This window comes from Paenibacillus sp. MY03 (assembly GCF_002165585.1).
Taxonomy (GTDB): domain Bacteria; phylum Bacillota; class Bacilli; order Paenibacillales; family Paenibacillaceae; genus Pristimantibacillus; species Pristimantibacillus agaridevorans.
The window spans coordinates 42,744-62,706 of record NZ_MXQD01000007.1 but is presented as its reverse complement, the minus strand read 5'-3'; the positions used below and the strand labels follow the sequence as shown (position 1 = coordinate 62,706).

Sequence of the window (19,963 nt, the reverse complement as noted above, 5' to 3'; positions counted from 1 at the left end):
CTTGAGTCGACCTGTCCTTTATTGGGCAGGTTTTTTTGGTGCGGAATGGGGATGGGGATGGAATGGGATGGGCTGCGCGGCTAACGGACACCAGCGACGTTATTGGGGCGGAAAACGCCGATTTCCAATTCTAACAGACAGGAAAGACCTTATTGAGGTCCGTGGAGCGGTTTGGAGAGGTCTTTGGCTCGAATAGTGTCTTTCTTGTCTCTTAGAACTCGAGTGCGGGCGATTTCATCGAAATAAGGTTTCTCATGTCCGTTTGCGGGTGCTATTGTTGTTACCGGGTGTTTAGTTTCCATTCAACCCATGATATGGATATAGGCCAAGCACGCAAGCCAAATGGTCAGAGGCAGAAGTAGACTTGCCAACGTGTACTTTATCGTGTACGATTTCTTGCGGAATAAAACAAGAAGGGTATCGGCCATGAAAAATAAGACGACTGCCAAAAGGCTGATATACAGCAGAATCAGACCAAAAGCGATATGCAGGATGGCCGATATAACCAGTCTCAGCCATTGATGTGAAGTCGCGGCGCGGGAGATCAGCTCGCTAATAACGGATGTTATGACTCCGTAAATATAAATAGCAGGTGCAGCATACATCATATAAATCATTGTATAACCAATGGCTTCGTGCAGGCGATCGCTCAACGAATAAAAGCGGGCTTTGTCGCCAAATGGATCGGGACCAAACCAAGCGTATAGAATCGAAAATAAGGAAGTCGCAATAGCTGCGCTTATCAGCTTTCTCATGAACATTTGTTTGAAAGACACCTGCATACTGCGGTATTCCCCCTTCGTGCAGAACACACTCCGCGTTCCATTACTTGCATCATACTGCACAAAGGACTATGCAAGAAGTTCTATCTTTTATAGTACCATCGTATAATCAATGTTATTAAATGTAAATATTTTCATTTTAATATAATCATGCATATTTTTTTATAACATGTTAGCATTCGATGGGTAACGCAAAATGAACCGAAAGGGATGATACGATGAAGATGAGAATGGAGATTCTCCCGAATTACCGCCTTGCCTATGTGAGGCAGACGGGGCCGTACGGCCCGGCCAACACTCAAGCCATGCAACAAATAAAGGAATGGTCGAGGGCGAAGGGGCTGCTTACGGAATCGACCGTATTACTGGGGATCGCCAACGACAACCCTCGAACAACTTCACCCCAGGAATGCAGATACGATGCTTGCATTGTTCTTGCCGATCATAACGCGATTGATGAGTCGATCGGCGAAAGGGAGTTCGTTGGCGGAGAATACGCGATATTTACGGTCAAACATACGTCAGAAGATGTTCAAAGAGCATGGGGCGCTATTTTCCCGGCTCTACACGATAGAGGGCTTCGTCAAGCCGATAAGCCGATTATCGAAAGATACGTCGGCAATATGGAAATCCATGATTTTTGCGAAATTTGCGTGCCGGTCGAACGGTAATCCTGTCCGCGTAGCGGAATGAAAATCAAAGTTTAAAGCGATTTCTGCCGTCCGGCGCGGCAAGACGGCGGCTTAACCGTCGACCGCGCCGGCTTGCTCCCGCGACCGCAACCACTCCTCGTGCCAGCCTCGCACCAGCTTCCACAAGGCATCCCGGTCTGCCGAGCCGTATGCGACAAGAGGTTCGCCGAACACGTCTCCGAGCACGTCCAGCCACTGGGATTGAGAAGCGAGCTCCGTCTTGGCTATATGCCCTCCCTCGCGCCTGCTCCACACGCAGCCCCGCAATTCGTTGCTGCCCGTCGCATGACGATGGCGCAGCAAAAACGTATGCAGCCAAGGGGATTCCGGCGATGTGCTGTAATAGGTGTGTTTGTCGTAGAACGGGGTCAAATCCTGAACGATCTCCGGCGCCACGTCGACCCCGGCGAATGTCGCGAGGGGGTCATGCACAAGCCGCCAGCCATTTTCCGCCAGCTCCGATTGTGTGACGGTATAAGCGAACGGTCCCTGATGATAGATTCCCTCCGCAAGAGGAAGCGGATCATGGGGCATATCGCCGAGCCCCGCATCCGCGATCCAGAGCTCCTCTTCGCCGTCCTCATTGCTCGTTCCGACCGTAAGAGCCAGATGAAAGCCGTTGATCCTTGGTTCCATGCCTGCGGGCTGCACGCCCGCCCGATGCCAGTTCACGCGGAATCCCAAAGAACGAAGCAGCGTGCCGAACGCCCCGTTTAAGTGGAAGCAGTAGCCGCTTCTCCCGCTCAAGACAAGTCCGACGGAATGCTCAAGATCGATGGACGCCGGTCTGCCGGCGAAGATATCGAGCGTTTGCCAGGACAGCCGCTCCACGTGGGCGCGGTGCAATCGTCTTAAGTACGAATAGCTCGGCGCTTCGATGTCCGATATATCCAGCCGCTTTAGATAGGCTTTTATTTCCGTTGCGGTAAGTATCATAAGAGCATCTCTCCTTCATCATTGCGGGTTCATGCAGCTTACTTTACAATAAAACTGACTTGCAATAAATGGACAGAATTCGCGGAAATTAAAAGACAGATTGACCTCGATGAGGAGGAACGAATATGCTGGACATTTGGCTGGACGCCGACTCGGGCTCCAACCAGCCTCAATACAGGCAGCTTTACGATGAAATCCGTAATCGGATTACGAACGGAAGCATTGCGGACGGATCGAGGCTTCCTTCCGTAAGGGCGTTGCAAGCCGCGCTTCAACTGAGCAAGACGCCGATCGAGACCGCGTATCAGATGCTTGTCGCCGAGGGGTACGCCGTGAGCAAGCCGCGATCCGGGCTGTTCGCCGTAGCTCCCCGAGCGGGAACGATCCCGGACGCGGGGAAACAGAAGAATGGGAGGGCGGGGTTATACCCCGACATCCCGCTGTCGGAGCGGCAATTCCGGGAGGGCGTTCTCCAGCCCCCAAAAGCTTTTCGCATCGACTTCAACACGGTTGGCGTGGATGCGGCTTTGTTTCCGCTTCGGGCGTGGAAGAAGGCGCTGCATGATACGCTTGAGCATGAATTCCTGAATCACAGCGGTTACGGAGACCCGCAGGGGGAGTATGAGTTGCGCGCCATACTGGCGGAGTATCTCGGACAATCGCGGGGCGTAGTCTGCTCGCCGGAGCAGATCGTCGTCGGCGTGGGCATGGCCGGCAGCCTGAAGGTGATCTTATCTCTGCTGGATCCCATCGCAATCGCGGCGATCGAAGAGCCCGGCTTCCGGACCGTCAGGGATGTATTTCTGGCGGCCGGAACCGTCGTGGAGCCTATCCCCGTCGGAGAGCTGGGCATCCGTCTGGAGGGGCTGGCGGAGAGCAAGGCGGATATCGTCTACGTCACGCCTTCGCATCAATTTCCTACCGGCGCGGTCATGCCATACGGAGAACGCTTGAAGTTGCTGGAATGGGCAAGGGAGAGGGGCGCTTACATTATCGAGGACGATTATGACGGGGAATTTCGTTACCGGGGCAAGCCGATCCCCTCCATGCAAAGCCTTGATCCCGAAGGCAGAGTGATCTATGTCGGGACGTTTTCGAAGGCGTTCGCGCCAGCCTTCCGCATGAATTACATGGTCATACCGGAAGCGCTGCTGCCCCGGCTGGGCGCCATCGGCCATCTGCTAAGCGTTCCTTCCCGCATGGACCAATTGGCCATGCGGACATTTATCGAGCAAGGGCATTGGTATCGGCATATCCGCCGGATGCGCAATGCTTATCGAAGAAAGCATCAGCGATTATCGCAGCTCCTGCAGGAGCATTTTGGAGACGCCATCGCCGTCTCCGGCGGCAGCGCCGGACTCCATATCGGCGTAACCGTGCGGACGGAGCGCTCGGCGGCGGAGCTAATGGAGCTGGCTGCGGACGAAGGCGTTCGGGTGTACGACTACGCCCGAACCTGGATGGGGTCGATTCCCGGCATGGGGGAGGCGACCGTGTACCTGGGCTTCGGCGACCTGAGCGAGGAGGAGCTGGCGTTAGGAGTGTCGTTGCTGCGCGAAGCGTGGGGGGGAGCGATTCCTAGATGAGGATGGCTCATGGTGGAGAATGCCTGCCAGCTGCCGGTCGTCGGGAGAGTGGGAAGAAAGCGAAAGTCGGATTGATGGCGCAGCGGAATGGCTTATACAAGGAATCTGTCTTACAAACAGGCAGCCAATCGTACAGATGTATCGTTCGTAGAAGACCCCCTCCTTGATACAATTGGTTTGGACGATTCGTCGTCCGAATAAGGAGGAGGTAGGAGAAGGGATGTTAACAGAATTTCAGCAAGAAATTGACAGGATAATCGAAAAGATTGATCGAAATATGGAGGCGTACGGAGCAAGATTTCCACATCTCCATCGGGAGGGGCGTTACGCCGAGAATTTTGCGGAAGACGGAAGTTGGACAGGGTCGTTCTGGACCGGCATGGTGGGACTTGCCTACCGAGTGACGGGAGATTCGCGATATATCGACTACTTGCAGCACTATTTTCCGCTTTATCAAGAACGCTTGAGAACCGGTTATACCGATCACGATTTAGGTTTCCTATATCAGTTGTATGCCGTCGAGGCGTACCGGTTGACGGACGATGAGAAGTACCGGCGCCTTGCCGTGGACGCCGCGGACAAGCTGCTGGAGAGATACAATGAGCGCGGACAATTTATCCGGGCATGGGGTCCGCTGCATAGCGACGAACGCAGGGGGAAGATCATCATTGATTGTATGATGAATCTGCCTTTGCTTTATGAGGCGAGCGCGTTGACGGGCGCAAGCAAGTACCGCGAGGCCGCGGAGGGCCATGCGGACAGCTCGCGCAAGCATTTGCTCAGGGCGGATGCTTCGACCTACCATACATTCGACTTTGATCCCGACAGCGGCGAGCCGCTTGGCGGCCGCTGCGAGGACGGTTATGCCGACGAGTCGACCTGGTCGCGCGGACAGGCATGGGGTGTCTACGGCTTTCAAATGTCGTACGAATGGACGGGGCGGCAGGAGTTTAGGGAGACGGCGGAGCGGATGGCGGACTACTTCATCCGCAACTTGCCGTCTGATCAGGTGCCGCTATGGGACTTCCGGCTGCCTGAGGACGCGATCGAGCTAAAGGATACTTCGGCAGCCGCCATTGCGATATCCGGATTGTTCGATCTGGCCGATGCGCTTGCGGCGGATAAGCCCGAGCGGGCTGCGGAGCTTCGGAGACGGGCGCTGGACATGTTAAGCGCCCTCGTCGGCTATTCCTCGGCCTTCGATCCCGCCGTCAGCGGTATTCTCTCATGTTGTTATGGAAGGACTGAGGGAAGGCGATCGCATATGTATACGATTTGGGGCGATTACTATTATTTGGAGGCGCTTCTTAAGGCAACGGGCCGCAACTGGCATATGTGGTCGAGAGAAAGATAGAGACAGAGGGGGGCGGCGGAATGATTAACGGGTGGATGCAAGGATGGCGAAAGCGAAAGGGCAGCGCGATGGTGCCGTTATTCGCTTCTTATATCGTCATCTTGCTGCTGGCCATTGTGATCGGCAGTATGCTGTATTGGAAAGCAACGACGGTCGTACAGCATACCGTGGAAAACTCGAACGCCGCGATGCTGCAGCAGTTGCGCGAGGTGGTGGACGGACGACTGCGGGAGATCGAGCAATTGGAGCAGCAGATCGCGTTTCATCCCAAACTTGGGAAGCTGCTGAACAGCGATAGGGTCCTTGCCGAGCAGGAGGCGTACGCGGTCGTTGAATTTGCCAGCGAGTTGAGGCGGTTCAAGACACTAGCCAATCTGCTCATCTATGACTTTTATATTTATGCGGACGCTTCGCAGACACTGGTCGGCCCCGGCGTTAAATCGACGCCGCAAGTCTTGTTCGACGGGGTATATAGATTTCCGGGCAAATCAAGCAAGGATTGGACAGAAGAATTTCAGCGGCTGGCCATGCGGAAGTACGATCCGTCTGTCTCAATGCAGTCGAGCGACGGCGCTCCGCTGAGTCTGATTACTTATCGGCAGTCGCTGCCATACGGCAACCCCGGCGATGTGCGAGGATCGCTTATTGTATTGATCGACGAGTCGCAGCTCCGCGCGTTATTCGACAAATTGGCCGCCGTCAACCAAGGCGAAATTTATATTGTCGACAGCGAGAATCGGATCGTCAGTTCTACTGCGACGAACGGCAGCGCTTCAAGCGCCGGCTTGTTCAGCTACGGCGGGCTGTACGGAGAAACGGGCAAGCAGGAGCTGGTTTCGGGAGGAGAGGCGACGATAGCTTCCTATACGACCTCCGGAGTCAACGGCTGGAAGTATGTATATGTTGTTCCGAGCGACGTTTTTCTCGATCAGGTTTACGCCGTCAAGAAGTGGGCGCTGATTTTGCTGACTCTATGCGTCGTAGGGGGCGTTGCAGCCTCCTTATATTTGGCTTACCGCAATTATAGGCCGGTGCGCGACGTTGTAAGGGCTATCCGGACATGGAGAGCTTCGGATACGGTGCAGGAGCAGGCCGGGGGTGAATACGATCTTATTCGAAGCACGATCGAATCCGCCCGCCTGACCGAGTCGCGGCTGCGGGAGCGACTGGAGCAGCAGTCGCCGATTATCCGCGTCAATTTTCTGCGTCGCCTCATTAGAGGTTACGCCGATCCGGCAGAGTTAAAGCCAGAGGCGCTGGCGTTTGCCGGGTTCTCTTTTCAGTGGCAGTCGTTCGCGGTGCTGCTGATCGAGGTTGACGATATAAGCGGTTTCGCCCAGGCCGGAGAACGGGAATGGCCGTTTGTCAGCTTCATTATCGCCAATATCGCCGGAGAGCTGGCGAACGAGCGGCATCAGGGCTATCCGGTGGAGCTTGATCGCGGTCGCGTAGCGATGCTGGTTAATGTCCGCCAGGAGAGGGAGGCAGAGGCCGCAGCCGATCTCAAAGCGGTCGCGGGAGGTTTGTCGACCCTGCTTGCCGACCGCTTTCGCTTGCAGGCGACGGTGGCGGTCGGAGGTCCGGTCTCTGGCGCCTCGCGGATTGGCGAAGCTTTCCTTGCCGCGCTTGCCGCGCTGGAGGAAGAGCTTTCCCTCGGCAGAGAACATCCTGCCGCCGGTCCGATCGGAGGCGCAGGCGACCTCGTGTCTATGTCGGCGGAGCCGGATGAGACAGGCTACTACTACCCGTTGGAGGCTGAGCAGCAGCTCCTTAATGTCGTTAAGAGCGGCGATTCGGAGCGGGCCATCAAGCTGCTGGACGCCATCTGCGCGGATAACTTCGACAAGCGGGGCATTTCAGCCGTATCGGGACGTTATTTGCTCGTACACCTGACTGGCACGATGTATCGTCTTTTGCAGAGCCATCCCGGCTTGAAGCAGCTCGTAACCGAACAACTGGTTTCCCTGGATAATAAGGGAGGAGACCTTGACGAAGCATTTGGCGAACTTAAGCGAGTGTATGTCGCATTATGCGGGCTATTGCGGGAGCGGCGGGGCGACGCGGGGGAACGTCTGCTCTCTGGCGTACGGGAACATATCGAGCGGCATTACGGCGACAATATGCTTAGCGTCAACTCTATCGCCGATGCGTTCGAGCTGACGCCTCAATATTTGTCGACCGTGTTCAAGAAGGCAGGCGGTCAAAATTTGGCGGATTATATCGCGGAGGTTCGGCTTCGCGAAGCCAAGCGGCTTCTGGCCGATACATCGGAGACATTGGCGGCGATTGCCCTTCGAGTCGGATACGCCAACGATATCGGATTTATCCGCTTTTTCAAAAAATACGAGGGCGTGACGCCAGGTGCCTATCGCACCAGCTTGGATAGGGATAGGTAATAAGAGTGATAGATAACCCGGTTCTTACAAGCAGTTAGCCGATCTTAGCATGAGGCAATACCGCTCGAGGCTAGCCGGGGCTACAATCGAATCCAGGACCACGCCGAGGGGCTGGGGTCAAATCTATCGCAAAAGGGGTAACAGACAATGGCATACCAAATGGACAATCGGGAATCGCTCAACAAGCCGTATAGAAGGGCTGGGCGACGCGGCTCCAAGACGGCTATCGCGGCGCTGGTCGCGTTGGCGGTCGTCGCGACAGGCTGCAGCGGCAACGGGGGAGGGACGGACGGCACGGCTCCGTCCACAGCGCCGTCAGGCAAGCCCGCCGACTCTGCGGCGGCGCCTGAGGACGGCAGAATCGTATCATCTCCGCTGACGTTGTCCTACTTCGTCAAGCTGGCAGCGAATCGGCCGAGCGGGATGAACAGCCTGAACGACATGGAAGCTTACAAGGAGTTGGAGGAAAAGACAGGCATCCATATCGAATTCGAGCACCCGGCCGCCGGCCAGGAAGCGGATCAATTTAATCTGATGCTCAGCTCTGGCGATTACCCGGACGTGATCGAGTGGGGCTGGAACAGCTATCCGGGCGGCGGGCAGAACGCGCTTAACAGCGGCGCGATCATCCGGCTTAACGAGTTGATCGATGAACACGCGCCGAATCTCAAAAAGCTGTTAGACGAAAATCCGGAAATCCGCAAGCAGATTTCGACGGACAACGGCGACATCTATGCGTTCCCTTTCATTAGAAACGATCCATATTTGCAAACTTATTATGGTCTCGCACTGCGCAAGGACTGGCTCGACAAGCTGAATTTGCAGGTGCCGACGACGATCGACGAATGGCATACAGTGCTGAAGGCGTTTAAGGAGCAGGACCCGAACGGCAACAACAAGGCCGACGAGCTGCCGCTGCTATTCGATAAAGGTACCATGAATTGGGGCAACGAAATTCTTAACGCTTATGGACTTCGCAACGACTTCTACCTCGATACGACAACAGGCAAGGTACAATACGGCGCCGTTCAGCCTCAATTCAAGGATTTCCTGGCAACGTTGCAGTCGTGGTACAAGGAAGGGCTTATCGATCCCGATTACGCCGCGACGGACGCCAAGCAAAAAAATGCCAAGGTGACAGGCGATCTCGTAGGCGCAATGCAGGTGACGATCGGCGGCGGCATCGGCACGTATCTGAACGCGATGAAAGACAATCACGCAACCTTCGACCTTGTGGCGGCTCCGTATCCGACGCTGAACAAAGGCGACAAGCCGGCGCTCGGCCAGCAGGAACCGATATTTAACGGACTCGGCGCGGCTATCTCCAAGTCGAACGAGCATCCGGTCGAAACAGTCAAGTGGCTGGATTACAAATACGGCGATGCAGGTTCGATGCTGTTCAACTTCGGAATCGAGGGCGTCAGCTACACGATGGAGAACGGTTATCCGACTTATACGGACGAAGTGATGAAAAATAAAGAAGGTCTTGCCTTCGGCGTCGCTTTGACGAAATACGCCATTCCGTTCGGCGCGCCGATTGTGCAGGATAAGCGTTATATGGAGCAAAATGCCGCTCTTCCGCAACAGAAACACGCGCTGGAGGTGTGGACGCAGGCCGACAATAGCGGCTGGCTCCCGACCTTGTCGTTGACGACCGAGGAGGCCGCAAAGCTCGCTTCCATTATGGCCGACGTTAGAACGTTCAATGACGAGATGTTCGACAAATTTGTTATGGGAGCGGAGCCGATCGAGAACTTTGACGCCTTCGTTGACAAGCTGAACGGGATGGGCGCGCAGGAAGCGATTCAAATTCAGCAGGCTGCTTACGATCGTTACCTGAAACGATAAAGACAAGCGGCAAAGCGGTTGGAGAAGGAGATCTCCTTCTTCGACCAAAGCCGTATGAACGCTTAGACCAAGTTTTCACATGGGAGAATATTAATATGAAAACAAAAATGCCTGTCATGCGCAAATTATCCAAGGATCTTGTCCGCAACAAGTACGTGTACATGATGCTGTTGCCCGTCGTTGCCTATTACTTTATTTTTTCTTATTTGCCCATGTACGGCTTGCAGATCGCCTTCAAGGACTTCGTGCCGACGAAGGGCATCTGGCACAGCGATTGGGCGGGCTTTAAACATTTTGTTGCGTTTTACGACAGCTATTATTTCTGGCGCATTCTGCGCAATACGCTTCTGCTCAGCTTCTACGAGCTGGTCTTTGGTTTTCCGGCGCCGATCGTACTGGCGCTTCTCCTGAACGAGCTGAGGCGCAAGATGTTCAAGAACGTCGTGCAATCCATTACTTATTTGCCTCATTTTATCTCGGTCGTCGTCGTTGCCGGCATGATGGTCGATTTCCTTGCGAGCGACGGCATTATTAACCAGATTGTTGCCTGGTTCGGCGGAACTCCCCTCTCGTATCTGCTTCAGCCCGAGTGGTTCCGAACCATCTATGTCTCCTCCGGCATTTGGCAAGGCGTCGGCTGGGGCTCGATCATCTATCTGGCCGCTATCGCCGGTATTGACCCGTCCCTGTATGAAGCGGCGCGAGTCGACGGCGCCGGCCGTTTCCGCCAACTGTTGAATATTACGATTCCGGGCATCATGCCGACGATTATGATCCTGCTGCTGCTGCGGTTCGGGCATCTCATGTCGGGCGGAAGCTTCGAAAAAATATTGCTGCTCTACAAGCCGACGACCTACGAAACGGCCGATGTCATCTCGACCTTCGTATACCGGCGCGGGCTGCTGCAATTCGACTACGGCTTCTCGGCGGCGATCGGTTTGATGAACAATATCGTCAACTTTGCGCTCCTGCTGACGGCCAATGCTCTTAGTCGCCGGTTTAGCGAACATAAATTATGGTAAGGAGGGCCAATATGCTCAATTCCCGATCGTTTGGCGAGCGGCTGTTTGACAGTCTGAACGCGCTTTTGATGATTGCGCTTATGGCCGTAACGTTGTACCCGTTTTTGTACGTATTGTTTGCTTCGTTCAGCTCGCCGGCGGAGCTGATGCAGCATCGCGGTCTGTTGCTTGCACCCGAGGGTTTCAGCTTGCAAGCTTATAAGCTTGTACTGGCCGACCCGATGATTGCGTCGGGTTACTTTAACACTTTGTTTTATGTCATTATCGGAACGGCGCTTAATATTTTATTGACCTCCTTTGCAGCGTACGGCCTATCGCGTCGGGGGACGCTGCTGGGCAATAAAGTGATGTTCGCCATCGTATTTACGATGTTTTTTTCCGGAGGACTGATCCCTCATTACCTCATTATTAAAAATTTGCATTTGTTCGACACGCGGTGGGTAATGATTCTCCCCACCGCGATCAGTACGTGGAATTTGCTTGTCATGCGGACCTCGTTCCAGCAGGTGCCAGTGGCGCTCGAGGAATCGGCCCGCATCGACGGAGCCAACGACTTTACCATCCTGTTCCGCATTTTTCTCCCGGTATCGTTGCCGATTTTGGCGGTCATGACGTTGTTCTACGGCGTGCAGCACTGGAACTCCTACCTGGATGCGATGATCTATTTGCGCGACCGCGAGCTGTATCCGCTGCAGCTGATTTTGCAGGAGATTCTGATCGCCAACAGCACCGACCAGATGATGACGACAGTCAGCGACTTTGACAAGGGACTTGTGCAGGAAACGATCAAATACGCGACGATTATCGTCGCTACGGTGCCGATTTTGCTGTTGTACCCGTTTCTGCAACGTTATTTTGTGAAGGGAGTGATGCTGGGCGCGATCAAGGAGTAACGGCATAAGGCCACGGAGGGAAGACCGCCGGAGCAGGGCATGTTTTTATATTTCTTTCATAATTCTTTCATAGTGGTTTGGTATACTGCGGAATGGATCTTGCGATCTAGAATTACCCAACTGGAGGGAAAAGAATGTTGAAAAGAGCGGCGCTTCGCACGATGGCATTGTTGGTTTTTCTAACCGCCGTCTGGATGCCAGTCCCTGGACAGCAAGCCGAAGCGGCATTGTCAGGCGACTTCAGTTACATGGATAACGGGGACGGAACAGCGGCAATTACGTCATACATGGGAACGAATACGGACGTGATCATTCCGAGTGCATTGGATGGGCTAACGGTTACAGGAATCGGGCAAGCTGCCTTTTTTAGCGACAATCTAACCAGTGTCGTCATTCCGAACACCGTAACCAGTATCGGTAAGAGTGCTTTCACAAACAATCGTCTGACAAGTCTCATCATACCGGATAGCGTGACGACGATTGGAGATCAAGCATTCATGTACAACCAACTGACAAGTCTCGCGATTCCGGATAGCGTGACGACGATTGGAGATTATGCATTTCGGATCAATAATTTGACCAGTCTGACGCTCTCGAATGGCTTGAAGAGTATCGGACGCGCGGGATTCGAATTAAATAATCTTACGAGCGTCATTCTTCCGGAAGGCCTGGAGCACCTGGGGGATTTTGTTTTCTATCGGAACCATTTGACGCACGTCACGTTCCCGGACAGCTTGACGGGGATCGGGACAGCAGCCTTCCGAAGCAACCAAATAACCAGCCTCGAGCTTTCCGATCGTTTGTCAAGCATCGGTAGATATGCATTCGCTAATAATGAACTGACAACGATTGAAATTCCGGAAAACGTGACGAGCATCGAGCAATATGCATTTGTTGGCAATGCATTGATTCAAGTTACCATTCCCGGAGATGCGACAAGTATCGGGACAGATGCTTTCGAAAACAATCAAGCGTCCCCGGATGATCTGGCCTTTATCAGTTATGACCCCTCGCCGGCCAAAGATTATGCGGTTGCGAAGGGTCACACCTTTCATAAGCTGATGCCGGAACTGAGCAGGTTGACGTTGAGCGAGGGCAGCTTAAGTCCGGCGTTTGCTCCGGACTCGCTCGCTTACACTGTTTCAGTGACGAACGGCGTGTATGCGATCACGGTGACGCCGACCGCGAGTTACAGCAACTTTGCCGTCACGGTAAACGGCGATGCCGTGACGAGCGGCCATGCATCGGCGCCAATTGCGCTTCATGTCGGCGAGAATACGATCGAAATCGAAGTCGTCACGATCGACGGCACAACCGGAAGCTATACGATCGACGTGACCCGTGCGCCGTCAAGCGATGCTTCCGAAGATGACGACAGTGAAGCCCCGCCTCCGGCTCCTGTCATTCCGCGATATGTGATGACGTTAACGACCGGGGATAACGAATCCCAAACCCTCTATTATGAACAAAAAGATTTGCTTTCGGATATCGTTGAGGCGGATAGCGGCGAATGGCAACCGGCTATGAGCTCGAACGCCTGGACGCTTACGATCCCGGTACGAACGATGCGGGTACTGGAAGAGTATAACCCCGAGGGCGTGGTGCGGTTAAGGACCCCTTTGGCGGCTTACGACTTGCCGGTGGCGGTGTTGTTGTCCGAGATCGATACTGCAGAGGTATCTGGAACGAAACTAACAATCCGTCTCGCCGATTCCATCCTTCTGCGAGAGATGAAGCAAGCGGCGGCGGCGATCGGTGCCCGATTGGCAGGGGTTCCTGTTGAGACGGAATTGGCGGTTGTGACGGATGACGAGGAACGAATCATAGATCGATACGCGGATTATGTTGTTTATACTTTGGCTTTGGATGACGCAGGAGATCCCTCTGTACGAATCGGGGCACGCTACGATCGATCGAATCAAACCTACCATTACGCGCCGTCCCGAATGGAGGGAGCTAAAGCGGCGTTTCAGAGCCGTTCAGGCGGCATCGCTGCCGTGCTTGTTTACGAAAAGGCATTCGCGGATGTGATGGGCCTATGGTCGGAAGAGGTCGTCAATCGGCTCGGCTCGAAGCTGATTGTTAACGGTATGGATGACACAAGGTTCGCTCCGGATGCTCCGGTGACTCGCGCGGAAATGACGGCGATGTTGGCGCGATCCCTGGGTTTGCAGGCAGTGGCGGTGGGAGTGAGCGAGTTCAAGGATGTAGACCCGGCAAGCTGGTATGCCGATGCGGTGGTAACGGCTTTCCGTGAAGGATTGGTGCATGGGGACGAGACGGACAATTTCCGTCCTGGAGATCCAATCAGTCGGGAAGAAGCCGCGGTCATGATCGTTTCGGGGATGCGCTACGCGGTTGATCGACCGGATCGGGCCAACGTTGGGATCCTGAATCGTTTTCGAGACGCAGGCGAAATATCGCCTTGGGCAAAGGACGAGATGTCCACGGCCTTGCGAGCCGGTCTGATCGTAGGCAACGGGAATAACCAACTGCTTCCCAAGGAGACGGCGACAAGGGCGGAGGCGGCAGCGATGATCGACCGCATGCTGCGGAAGATTGGGTTTATCGATTGAAGGTGGTTTATATTGGAATACGACAGAAGAAATCCTGTTAATTCAGGATGAAGGCCATTTTGATTCTGAACTGAAGAAGATCGCTCCTTATCTCGCCTTCTTGGCCAGGATATTGGCGATCTTCTTTAAGTTCTGGCAGGTTGCGTCATCAAAGCTTGTGGCTGCACCTTTTTGCGTCCGTGATAACGACAATAACGAAGCCCGTGAAGCTCCCTGGCGTCCGCAAAGCATCGCTCTATGGTTTGGTAGCACGTTCGGAGCTGGCGGCGGTAACTCTCGGGAGGCGTAATAGTTATTTTCATTCCATTTTGATGTAATTAGCTCCTTTTATGCCTATACGATGATTGATAGAATGGGTACCAAACGGTTTTGAATATATGGAGGTGTGAATGAATGGAGAGTAAAAGAGCCGAGTGGATTTTTTACCCAGGCGACTTCGAAATATGGCTTCGTCGAGAAGTGGAATTCAGACGTGATGAACGAAGAATAACGATTCCGCCAATCTGGCGTGTCGATAGTCCATATACGGCAGTTAGATTTCGGAGGACCGTACATTTAGAGGCAGCAGAATCTGTTGTTTTTAGGGCAAATGGAGAGTTTATGCTGCAGATCGACGGTGTAACGATGAATTCCCCAGGGCAAGGAGTTGTCATTCAAGCCGGGGAGCATTCGATCTTCGTTCAAGTCCATCATTTCACAAGAGTCCCTTCTTTATTTGTGGAGGGTCCAACTGTTAAGTCGGATCATACTTGGGAAGTCAGTCATTTGTGGCAATCCGGCTATGTGAAGGCTGGGCGTGCAGGCTTTCATCAGCAGGAGATTCCTCCATCAGACTTCAGATTGGATACGATAGAGATTGAACCGGTAAACGCTGTTTCTAATGAAGGAGCATTGCTCATAGATTTTGGCAAGGAAACCTTCGGCTATGTACAGCTTCATGATATACGAGGGCAAGGAAAGGTACGGCTTGTTTACGGCGAATCGCTCGAGGAAGCGAACGACTTCGAGCATTGCGAGACTTATGATATTGTTGATGTCACTAGCTTGACTACGAGTTTAACTTTGTCTCGATCACGCGCCCTTCGGTATGTTCGGATTACGTCCGATGAAGGTGTGAGCATTGGCTCCGTCACATTACTGTATGAATATTTGCCGCTGACCTATCGTGGTCAATTCAAGTCTTCCAATGAAAAGCTAAACCAAATATGGGAGGTATCCTCTTATACGTTCCATCTGAATACTCGGGAATTTTTCCTTGACGGGATCAAACGGGACCGTTGGGTTTGGTCGGGGGATGCGTATCAAAGCTATCTCATGAACTATTATCTGTTCTTTGACCTTCCGGTAACACAGAGAACGATGATCGCGCTTAGAGGAAAGGATCCAATTGAGCATCATTTGAACACGATTATGGACTATACCCTTTATTGGTTTATGGGACTTGAAGATTACTATCAATTCACTGGAGATTTGTCGTTTATTAGAGACCAATACGATTCCATGCTGCGTCTAATCAAGTTCTGTGAATCACGGTCAAATGAAGATGGCATGTTAGAGGGGCAGAATGGCGATTGGGTATTTGTGGATTGGGCGGACATGGATAAGGAAGGAGCACTGGCTTTCGAGCAAATGCTGTACTGCCTCTCCCTGGAGTCCATTGTTCGTTTTGCGGAGCTGTTGGGTGATGAGGCGTCAGGCGACTACTATCGGCCCCAAGCCGAACAACTTCGGAAGAAAATTCGCCAGCTTTTTTGGGACGAAGAAAAAGGGGCCTATATTCATCGCATCATTAACGGCTCACTCGATGCGTTCGTGACTAAACATCCCAATATGATGGCGGTGCTGTATGGATTTGCGGATGCCAAACAGATGAATCGAGTGAAGGAGCAGGTGCTCCTGAATCCTTCCGTTCCGAAAATTACGACTCCTTATATGCGATTTTATGAGCTTGCGGCTTTGTGCGAGGTGGGTGAACAATCGTTTGTTCTCCATGAAATGTTGGATTATTGGGGTGGCATGCTGGATTTGGGAGCAACCTCCTTCTGGGAGGAGTATGATCCTGCTATACCGATGCCGGATCAGTATGCCATGTACGGACGCAAGTATGGCAAGAGCCTTTGCCATGCCTGGGGCGCTAGTCCGATATATTTGATCGGCAGATACTATCTCGGAGTGACTCCCGCAAGGCCCGGCTATGAGGAGGTATTCATTCGTCCAGCGCTTGGAGGGCTTGAATGGATGGAGGGACGAGTTCCTGTGCCTGCAGGTGAAGTATATGTATTCATGAATCGCAAGTCGATACGTTGTTCGATACCTGCAGGTAAGGGGCGGCTGCAATTCCGCAGCCGCCACGAACCAAATGCCGGTCAGAATATCATAACAATGCTTGCTGACGACTGGTACGAGCTTTGCATCGATGTACCGGGCATAACCTATGAGGTTGTCTTTACTCCAATGGACTGATATTGAGATTGGCTCTGTATTCAGCAGGACCATACCCTGTTTTATTTTTAAAGGTCCTGCTGAAATGCTTCCAATCTCGATAACCAAGCTTTTCGGCTACTTCATATATTTTAATTCCAGGCTCCGTAAGCATTTTTTTGGACTCTTCGATTTTTAAGTCAGTTAAGTATTCCAGAAAGGTTTGCCCCGTTCGAATGCGGAAAAGTCGGCTCAGATGTGACCTGCTTATATAGGTATGTTGACTGACCTCCTCTAATGAGATCATTTCTCCCAAATGTTCACGGATATATTTTTTGGCTTTGAGCATGATTTGTCCTTCTTGCTCTTCAGGATCGCTAGACAGAAGAAGATCGTTTATCCATTTTCCGATTTGCTGCTGCAACGCTTCCTCGCTGCGCGACCATTGCATTTGATTGACTTTCTGAGTAATGTGACGTGCTTCTATCGAAAAAGGAATTAGTGCATTCTGATTAATGCGCCCATTCAGATCCAGCATCAAGCGTTCCAGAGACCACATAAGCTGACGAGGAGTACCTTGCTTCACACTCTCGCGAACAAATTCATGGAGGCGTTCGATGACACGATCGATATCGCCAACGTCGAGAGAGACTTCAAGCTGTTGCCATAATCGAGCAAAGGAAGCGGAACCTATCTCAGCCTGTTCATCCTCAGGGTATTTCTGAATGCAGCTGCCTCTGTAAAGTCTCGTAAGCAGTGCTGTCAGGGCTTCCGAATAGGGAGCTTCTTCCGAATGATCGTGCCGGTAAGGACGGGATACTCCGATACTAATGGATAAACGCACGCGATCCTCCCAAAATTCGAACAGAGCAGAGGCGAATCGTTCGAATTGCTCCATTGCTCGTTCGGGAGACTCGCCGGTGAAGCCGCATATCATATTACAGCTATCCATCCGGGACTCCATCTCTTCAATGAGGTATACGCCAGTCATATCTTGTAAGATTTCAAAAGAGGATTTTCTAAGCATCCACGAAAGAGTTTGCCAATCTCCAAATTCAAGGGCGCGGGTTTCTTGAGGATTGTCAATATCTACGACAGCTAATAATTTGAATGCATCCAGTTCGTTGAAGCGCTTCCAACTTCGGTGGATGTTATAGGTATCGTTTAACCCGGACGAAATACGCTCGATCGTTTTTGTCAAATCGGGCACATTTACTGGTTTGAGCAGGTAATCTATCGCTCCTAGGCGCAAAGCTTGTTGAACGTATGCGAATTCATCAAAGCCACTAAGTATGATAGTCTTCATTTTTGGAAAACGGCTTTGAACATGTTCTAATAACGTTAACCCGTCCATCCCTGGCATTCGCACGTCGGTGATTAGCAAGTCAAAATGATAATAATGAAGAATATCCATCGCGTGATTGCCGTCAATCGATGTTTCAACCTGGTGTATAGGAATGCCGGAGTTGGCAAGCTGCTTTAACATGTCGCGAAGTCCTTCTCGGATCGCAAATTCGTCATCCACAATCAATACGTTCATAGGAGCAACCCCTTTCAAATGTGTGCGGCTTTCGTATAATGTTCAGCGGGTATGCGGATTTGGATGATCGTTCCCGCTCCTTCTTCGCTTTCAATGTACATGCTTCCTCGCTCGCCATATAGATTCTTGATTCGTTGATATACATTGGCAAGACCGAAACGTTGGTCAGCTGTAAACCCCTGCTCTAAGCCGTCGAGAACCTCTTGCAATCTCATGTCGCTCATCCCGTCGCCTTCATCCGCAATATCGACGAGGATCGAATCCTGTTCACAACGAATACGAATGAGCAACTGAATGAACATGTCGAGCTGCGATTGACCGTGTTTAAGCACATTTTCGATAAGCGGCTGCAGGATCATCCGAGGGAAAAGGAAATCCTGGACATCTAAGGCCACATCTACTTGAACCTCTAGCAAGTCTCCGAAGCGGAATTGTTGAATGTGCAAATATTGCTCGATAAATTCCATTTCTTTACCTATTGTAACGAGATCATTCTCTTGATAGGTTTGGTAGCGGTAAAGCTGCCCAAGCGATACTAAAGCGGCTTCCGCTGCGGCATGGTCCCCCTTCTTGATGGTCATACGAATCGATTCCAGGACATTATAGAGAAAGTGAGGATTGATTTGGCTATGAAGCGCCTTGATTTCAGCCTCCTGCTTTAGAATCTTTGACTTCAGCACCTCGTCGACCAGATTGCGTATGCGATTGATCATGCTTCGGAAGGAAACGGATAGATAACCAATCTCATCGTATTGCAACGGTTCCTGCTTCTGCTCTAATTCATCAAGCTGGGTAGAACGAATTTGCTTGCTCAATTGTTTGAGACGCTGGGTAAATCCGTAAGCTAGAAGACTCGATAATAGAATCGCAATAATAACCCCGATTACTCCCCAAATTCCCGTCCACAGTGCAATTCTGGATATACCTTTGCTGAAATTTTCCATCGGCACAAATCCGATCACCTTCCAGTTAGTTCCGGATGACCAATTGTAGCTCATCATATATTTTTTGTTATTGAGCATTACGGTGTCCGAATGGGCTCCGGGCACTTGCTTGCTCATGTCGAAGCCGAGTGTTGGATTCCAATATTCCCCTAATTGGGATGAAAGCGTAGAATAAACAATTTTGTTATCGTTGTCGAGAATATAGAATCTGGAGTCCGATCCTAGATTAATACCATGCATAATCGTATTCAAAGGCTCCATCGTGCCGAAAATTTGCATGACGCCCGCCAAATTCTTCGTACCGGAAAGACGAAGAGGCTGGACGATGGAGAAGAAAAACGTTCCGTTGCTATTATTCACAATTTGTTGACGGACGGTACCCAGCACAATCGGCGAGAAGTCGACCAAGTCCAATTGGCTATACCACGGTTGGGTCGCATAGGAGACATTCTTCCATACACCGCCGGATTGTTCGTTTACATAAGTATAACCTTGATCTGTATAGAACGTGACCCCGTAGAGAGAGCCCTTCAACTGTAATTTAAGTGTATCAATGATGTCGCGAATCATTAACGTTTTCTCCAAGGTGGGCAGACCTTCTTTGAGATTGATTTCCTTTAATGCCTGTTCCAAATTATCCGGCCATGTTGATTTGAGATCGTCCAGATAATTTTCTACCTGGTGATTGACTTGAGAGAGCACTTGCGGAACGAATTCACCGATTTGGCTTTCCAAGCTATTGCGGTAAATGACATACGACAAAAACCCAATGCTTAGAATCAGACTGGTCGACAGCAGAGAGAAAACAATGGCCATTTTGTAGAATATAGGCCAGTTTCGATATTTCAGGCGCGATAACCTTCTCAAGCTCATCCGCTCCAACCGTTTTATTTTCTATCCAATGAAGTGATAATCATGAGTATAAAATAGAAGATTCATGCAAGCAATATTCAAATGCTGTTGTGTCAATATC

13 protein-coding genes and 1 pseudogene are annotated in these 19,963 nt (G+C 51.8%); 9 read left to right on the top strand and 5 right to left on the bottom strand.

All coding sequences use genetic code 11. From position 1 onward, the window contains the following. Nucleotides 1-302: 302 nt before the first annotated feature. Nucleotides 303-782, bottom strand: coding sequence for a hypothetical protein (locus B1748_RS07950; RefSeq protein WP_087567364.1), 480 nt, complete (start codon nt 780-782; stop codon nt 303-305). A gap of 218 nt (nt 783-1,000) precedes the next feature. Here B1748_RS07950 and B1748_RS07945 point away from each other — a divergent pair, with 218 nt between their 5' ends. Further along, a complete protein-coding gene (locus tag B1748_RS07945) occupies nt 1,001-1,453 on the top strand; it encodes an AraC family transcriptional regulator (protein WP_087567363.1) in 453 nt (150 codons plus the stop codon). Between the two features lie 72 nt (nt 1,454-1,525). On the opposite strand, the gene B1748_RS07940 is transcribed toward B1748_RS07945, so the two are convergent. Further along, the gene (locus B1748_RS07940; RefSeq protein WP_087567362.1) at nt 1,526-2,410 is read right to left on the bottom strand and encodes an arylamine N-acetyltransferase family protein; all 885 of its coding nucleotides are present in this window, start codon (nt 2,408-2,410) and stop codon (nt 1,526-1,528) included. A gap of 125 nt (nt 2,411-2,535) precedes the next feature. Between B1748_RS07940 and pdxR the strand changes: the two genes are divergently transcribed. The 7 genes from pdxR (at nt 2,536) to B1748_RS07905 (ending at nt 14,085) form a co-directional block, all read left to right on the top strand. Beyond that, nucleotides 2,536-3,996 (top strand): MocR-like pyridoxine biosynthesis transcription factor PdxR, encoded by a 1,461-nt coding sequence (gene pdxR, locus B1748_RS07935; RefSeq protein ID WP_087567361.1) that lies wholly within the window; start codon nt 2,536-2,538, stop codon nt 3,994-3,996. A gap of 220 nt (nt 3,997-4,216) precedes the next feature. Further along, nucleotides 4,217-5,350: a glycoside hydrolase family 88 protein gene (locus B1748_RS07930; RefSeq protein ID WP_087567360.1), complete on the top strand. Its 1,134-nt coding sequence runs from the start codon at nt 4,217-4,219 to the stop codon at nt 5,348-5,350. A gap of 20 nt (nt 5,351-5,370) precedes the next feature. Then, nucleotides 5,371-7,746, top strand: a complete 2,376-nt coding sequence (locus B1748_RS07925; RefSeq protein WP_087567359.1) for an AraC family transcriptional regulator — start codon at nt 5,371-5,373, stop codon at nt 7,744-7,746. Between the two features lie 147 nt (nt 7,747-7,893). Then, on the top strand, nt 7,894-9,594 hold the full coding sequence (locus B1748_RS07920; RefSeq protein ID WP_256975573.1) for an extracellular solute-binding protein: 1,701 nt from the start codon (nt 7,894-7,896) through the stop codon (nt 9,592-9,594). 95 nt (nt 9,595-9,689) lie between these two features. After that, entirely contained in the window at nt 9,690-10,616 is a 927-nt protein-coding gene (locus B1748_RS07915) for an ABC transporter permease (protein WP_087567358.1), read from the top strand. 11 nt (nt 10,617-10,627) lie between these two features. Next, on the top strand, nt 10,628-11,509 hold the full coding sequence (locus B1748_RS07910; protein ID WP_087567357.1) for a carbohydrate ABC transporter permease: 882 nt from the start codon (nt 10,628-10,630) through the stop codon (nt 11,507-11,509). Nucleotides 11,510-11,643: 134 nt separating this feature from the next. Continuing rightward, a complete protein-coding gene (locus tag B1748_RS07905) occupies nt 11,644-14,085 on the top strand; it encodes a leucine-rich repeat protein (RefSeq protein WP_087567356.1) in 2,442 nt (813 codons plus the stop codon). A gap of 87 nt (nt 14,086-14,172) precedes the next feature. Here B1748_RS07905 and B1748_RS36345 read toward each other — a convergent pair. Further along, nucleotides 14,173-14,342 (bottom strand): annotated as a pseudogene (locus B1748_RS36345) (transposase); the annotation flags it as partial. Nucleotides 14,343-14,478: 136 nt separating this feature from the next. Between B1748_RS36345 and B1748_RS07895 the strand changes: the two are divergent. Beyond that, complete coding sequence (locus tag B1748_RS07895; protein WP_087567354.1) at nt 14,479-16,548, top strand: alpha-L-rhamnosidase-related protein; 2,070 nt, start codon at nt 14,479-14,481, stop codon at nt 16,546-16,548. On the opposite strand, the gene B1748_RS07890 is transcribed toward B1748_RS07895, so the two are convergent. Both B1748_RS07890 and B1748_RS07885 read right to left on the bottom strand, forming a co-directional pair. Next, nucleotides 16,532-18,046: a response regulator transcription factor gene (locus B1748_RS07890; RefSeq protein ID WP_087567353.1), complete on the bottom strand. Its 1,515-nt coding sequence runs from the start codon at nt 18,044-18,046 to the stop codon at nt 16,532-16,534. The two genes, B1748_RS07895 and B1748_RS07890, sit on opposite strands and share 17 nt — an antisense overlap. A gap of 14 nt (nt 18,047-18,060) precedes the next feature. Beyond that, entirely contained in the window at nt 18,061-19,857 is a 1,797-nt protein-coding gene (locus tag B1748_RS07885; RefSeq protein WP_179215459.1) for a sensor histidine kinase, read from the bottom strand. Nucleotides 19,858-19,963 lie beyond the last annotated feature (106 nt).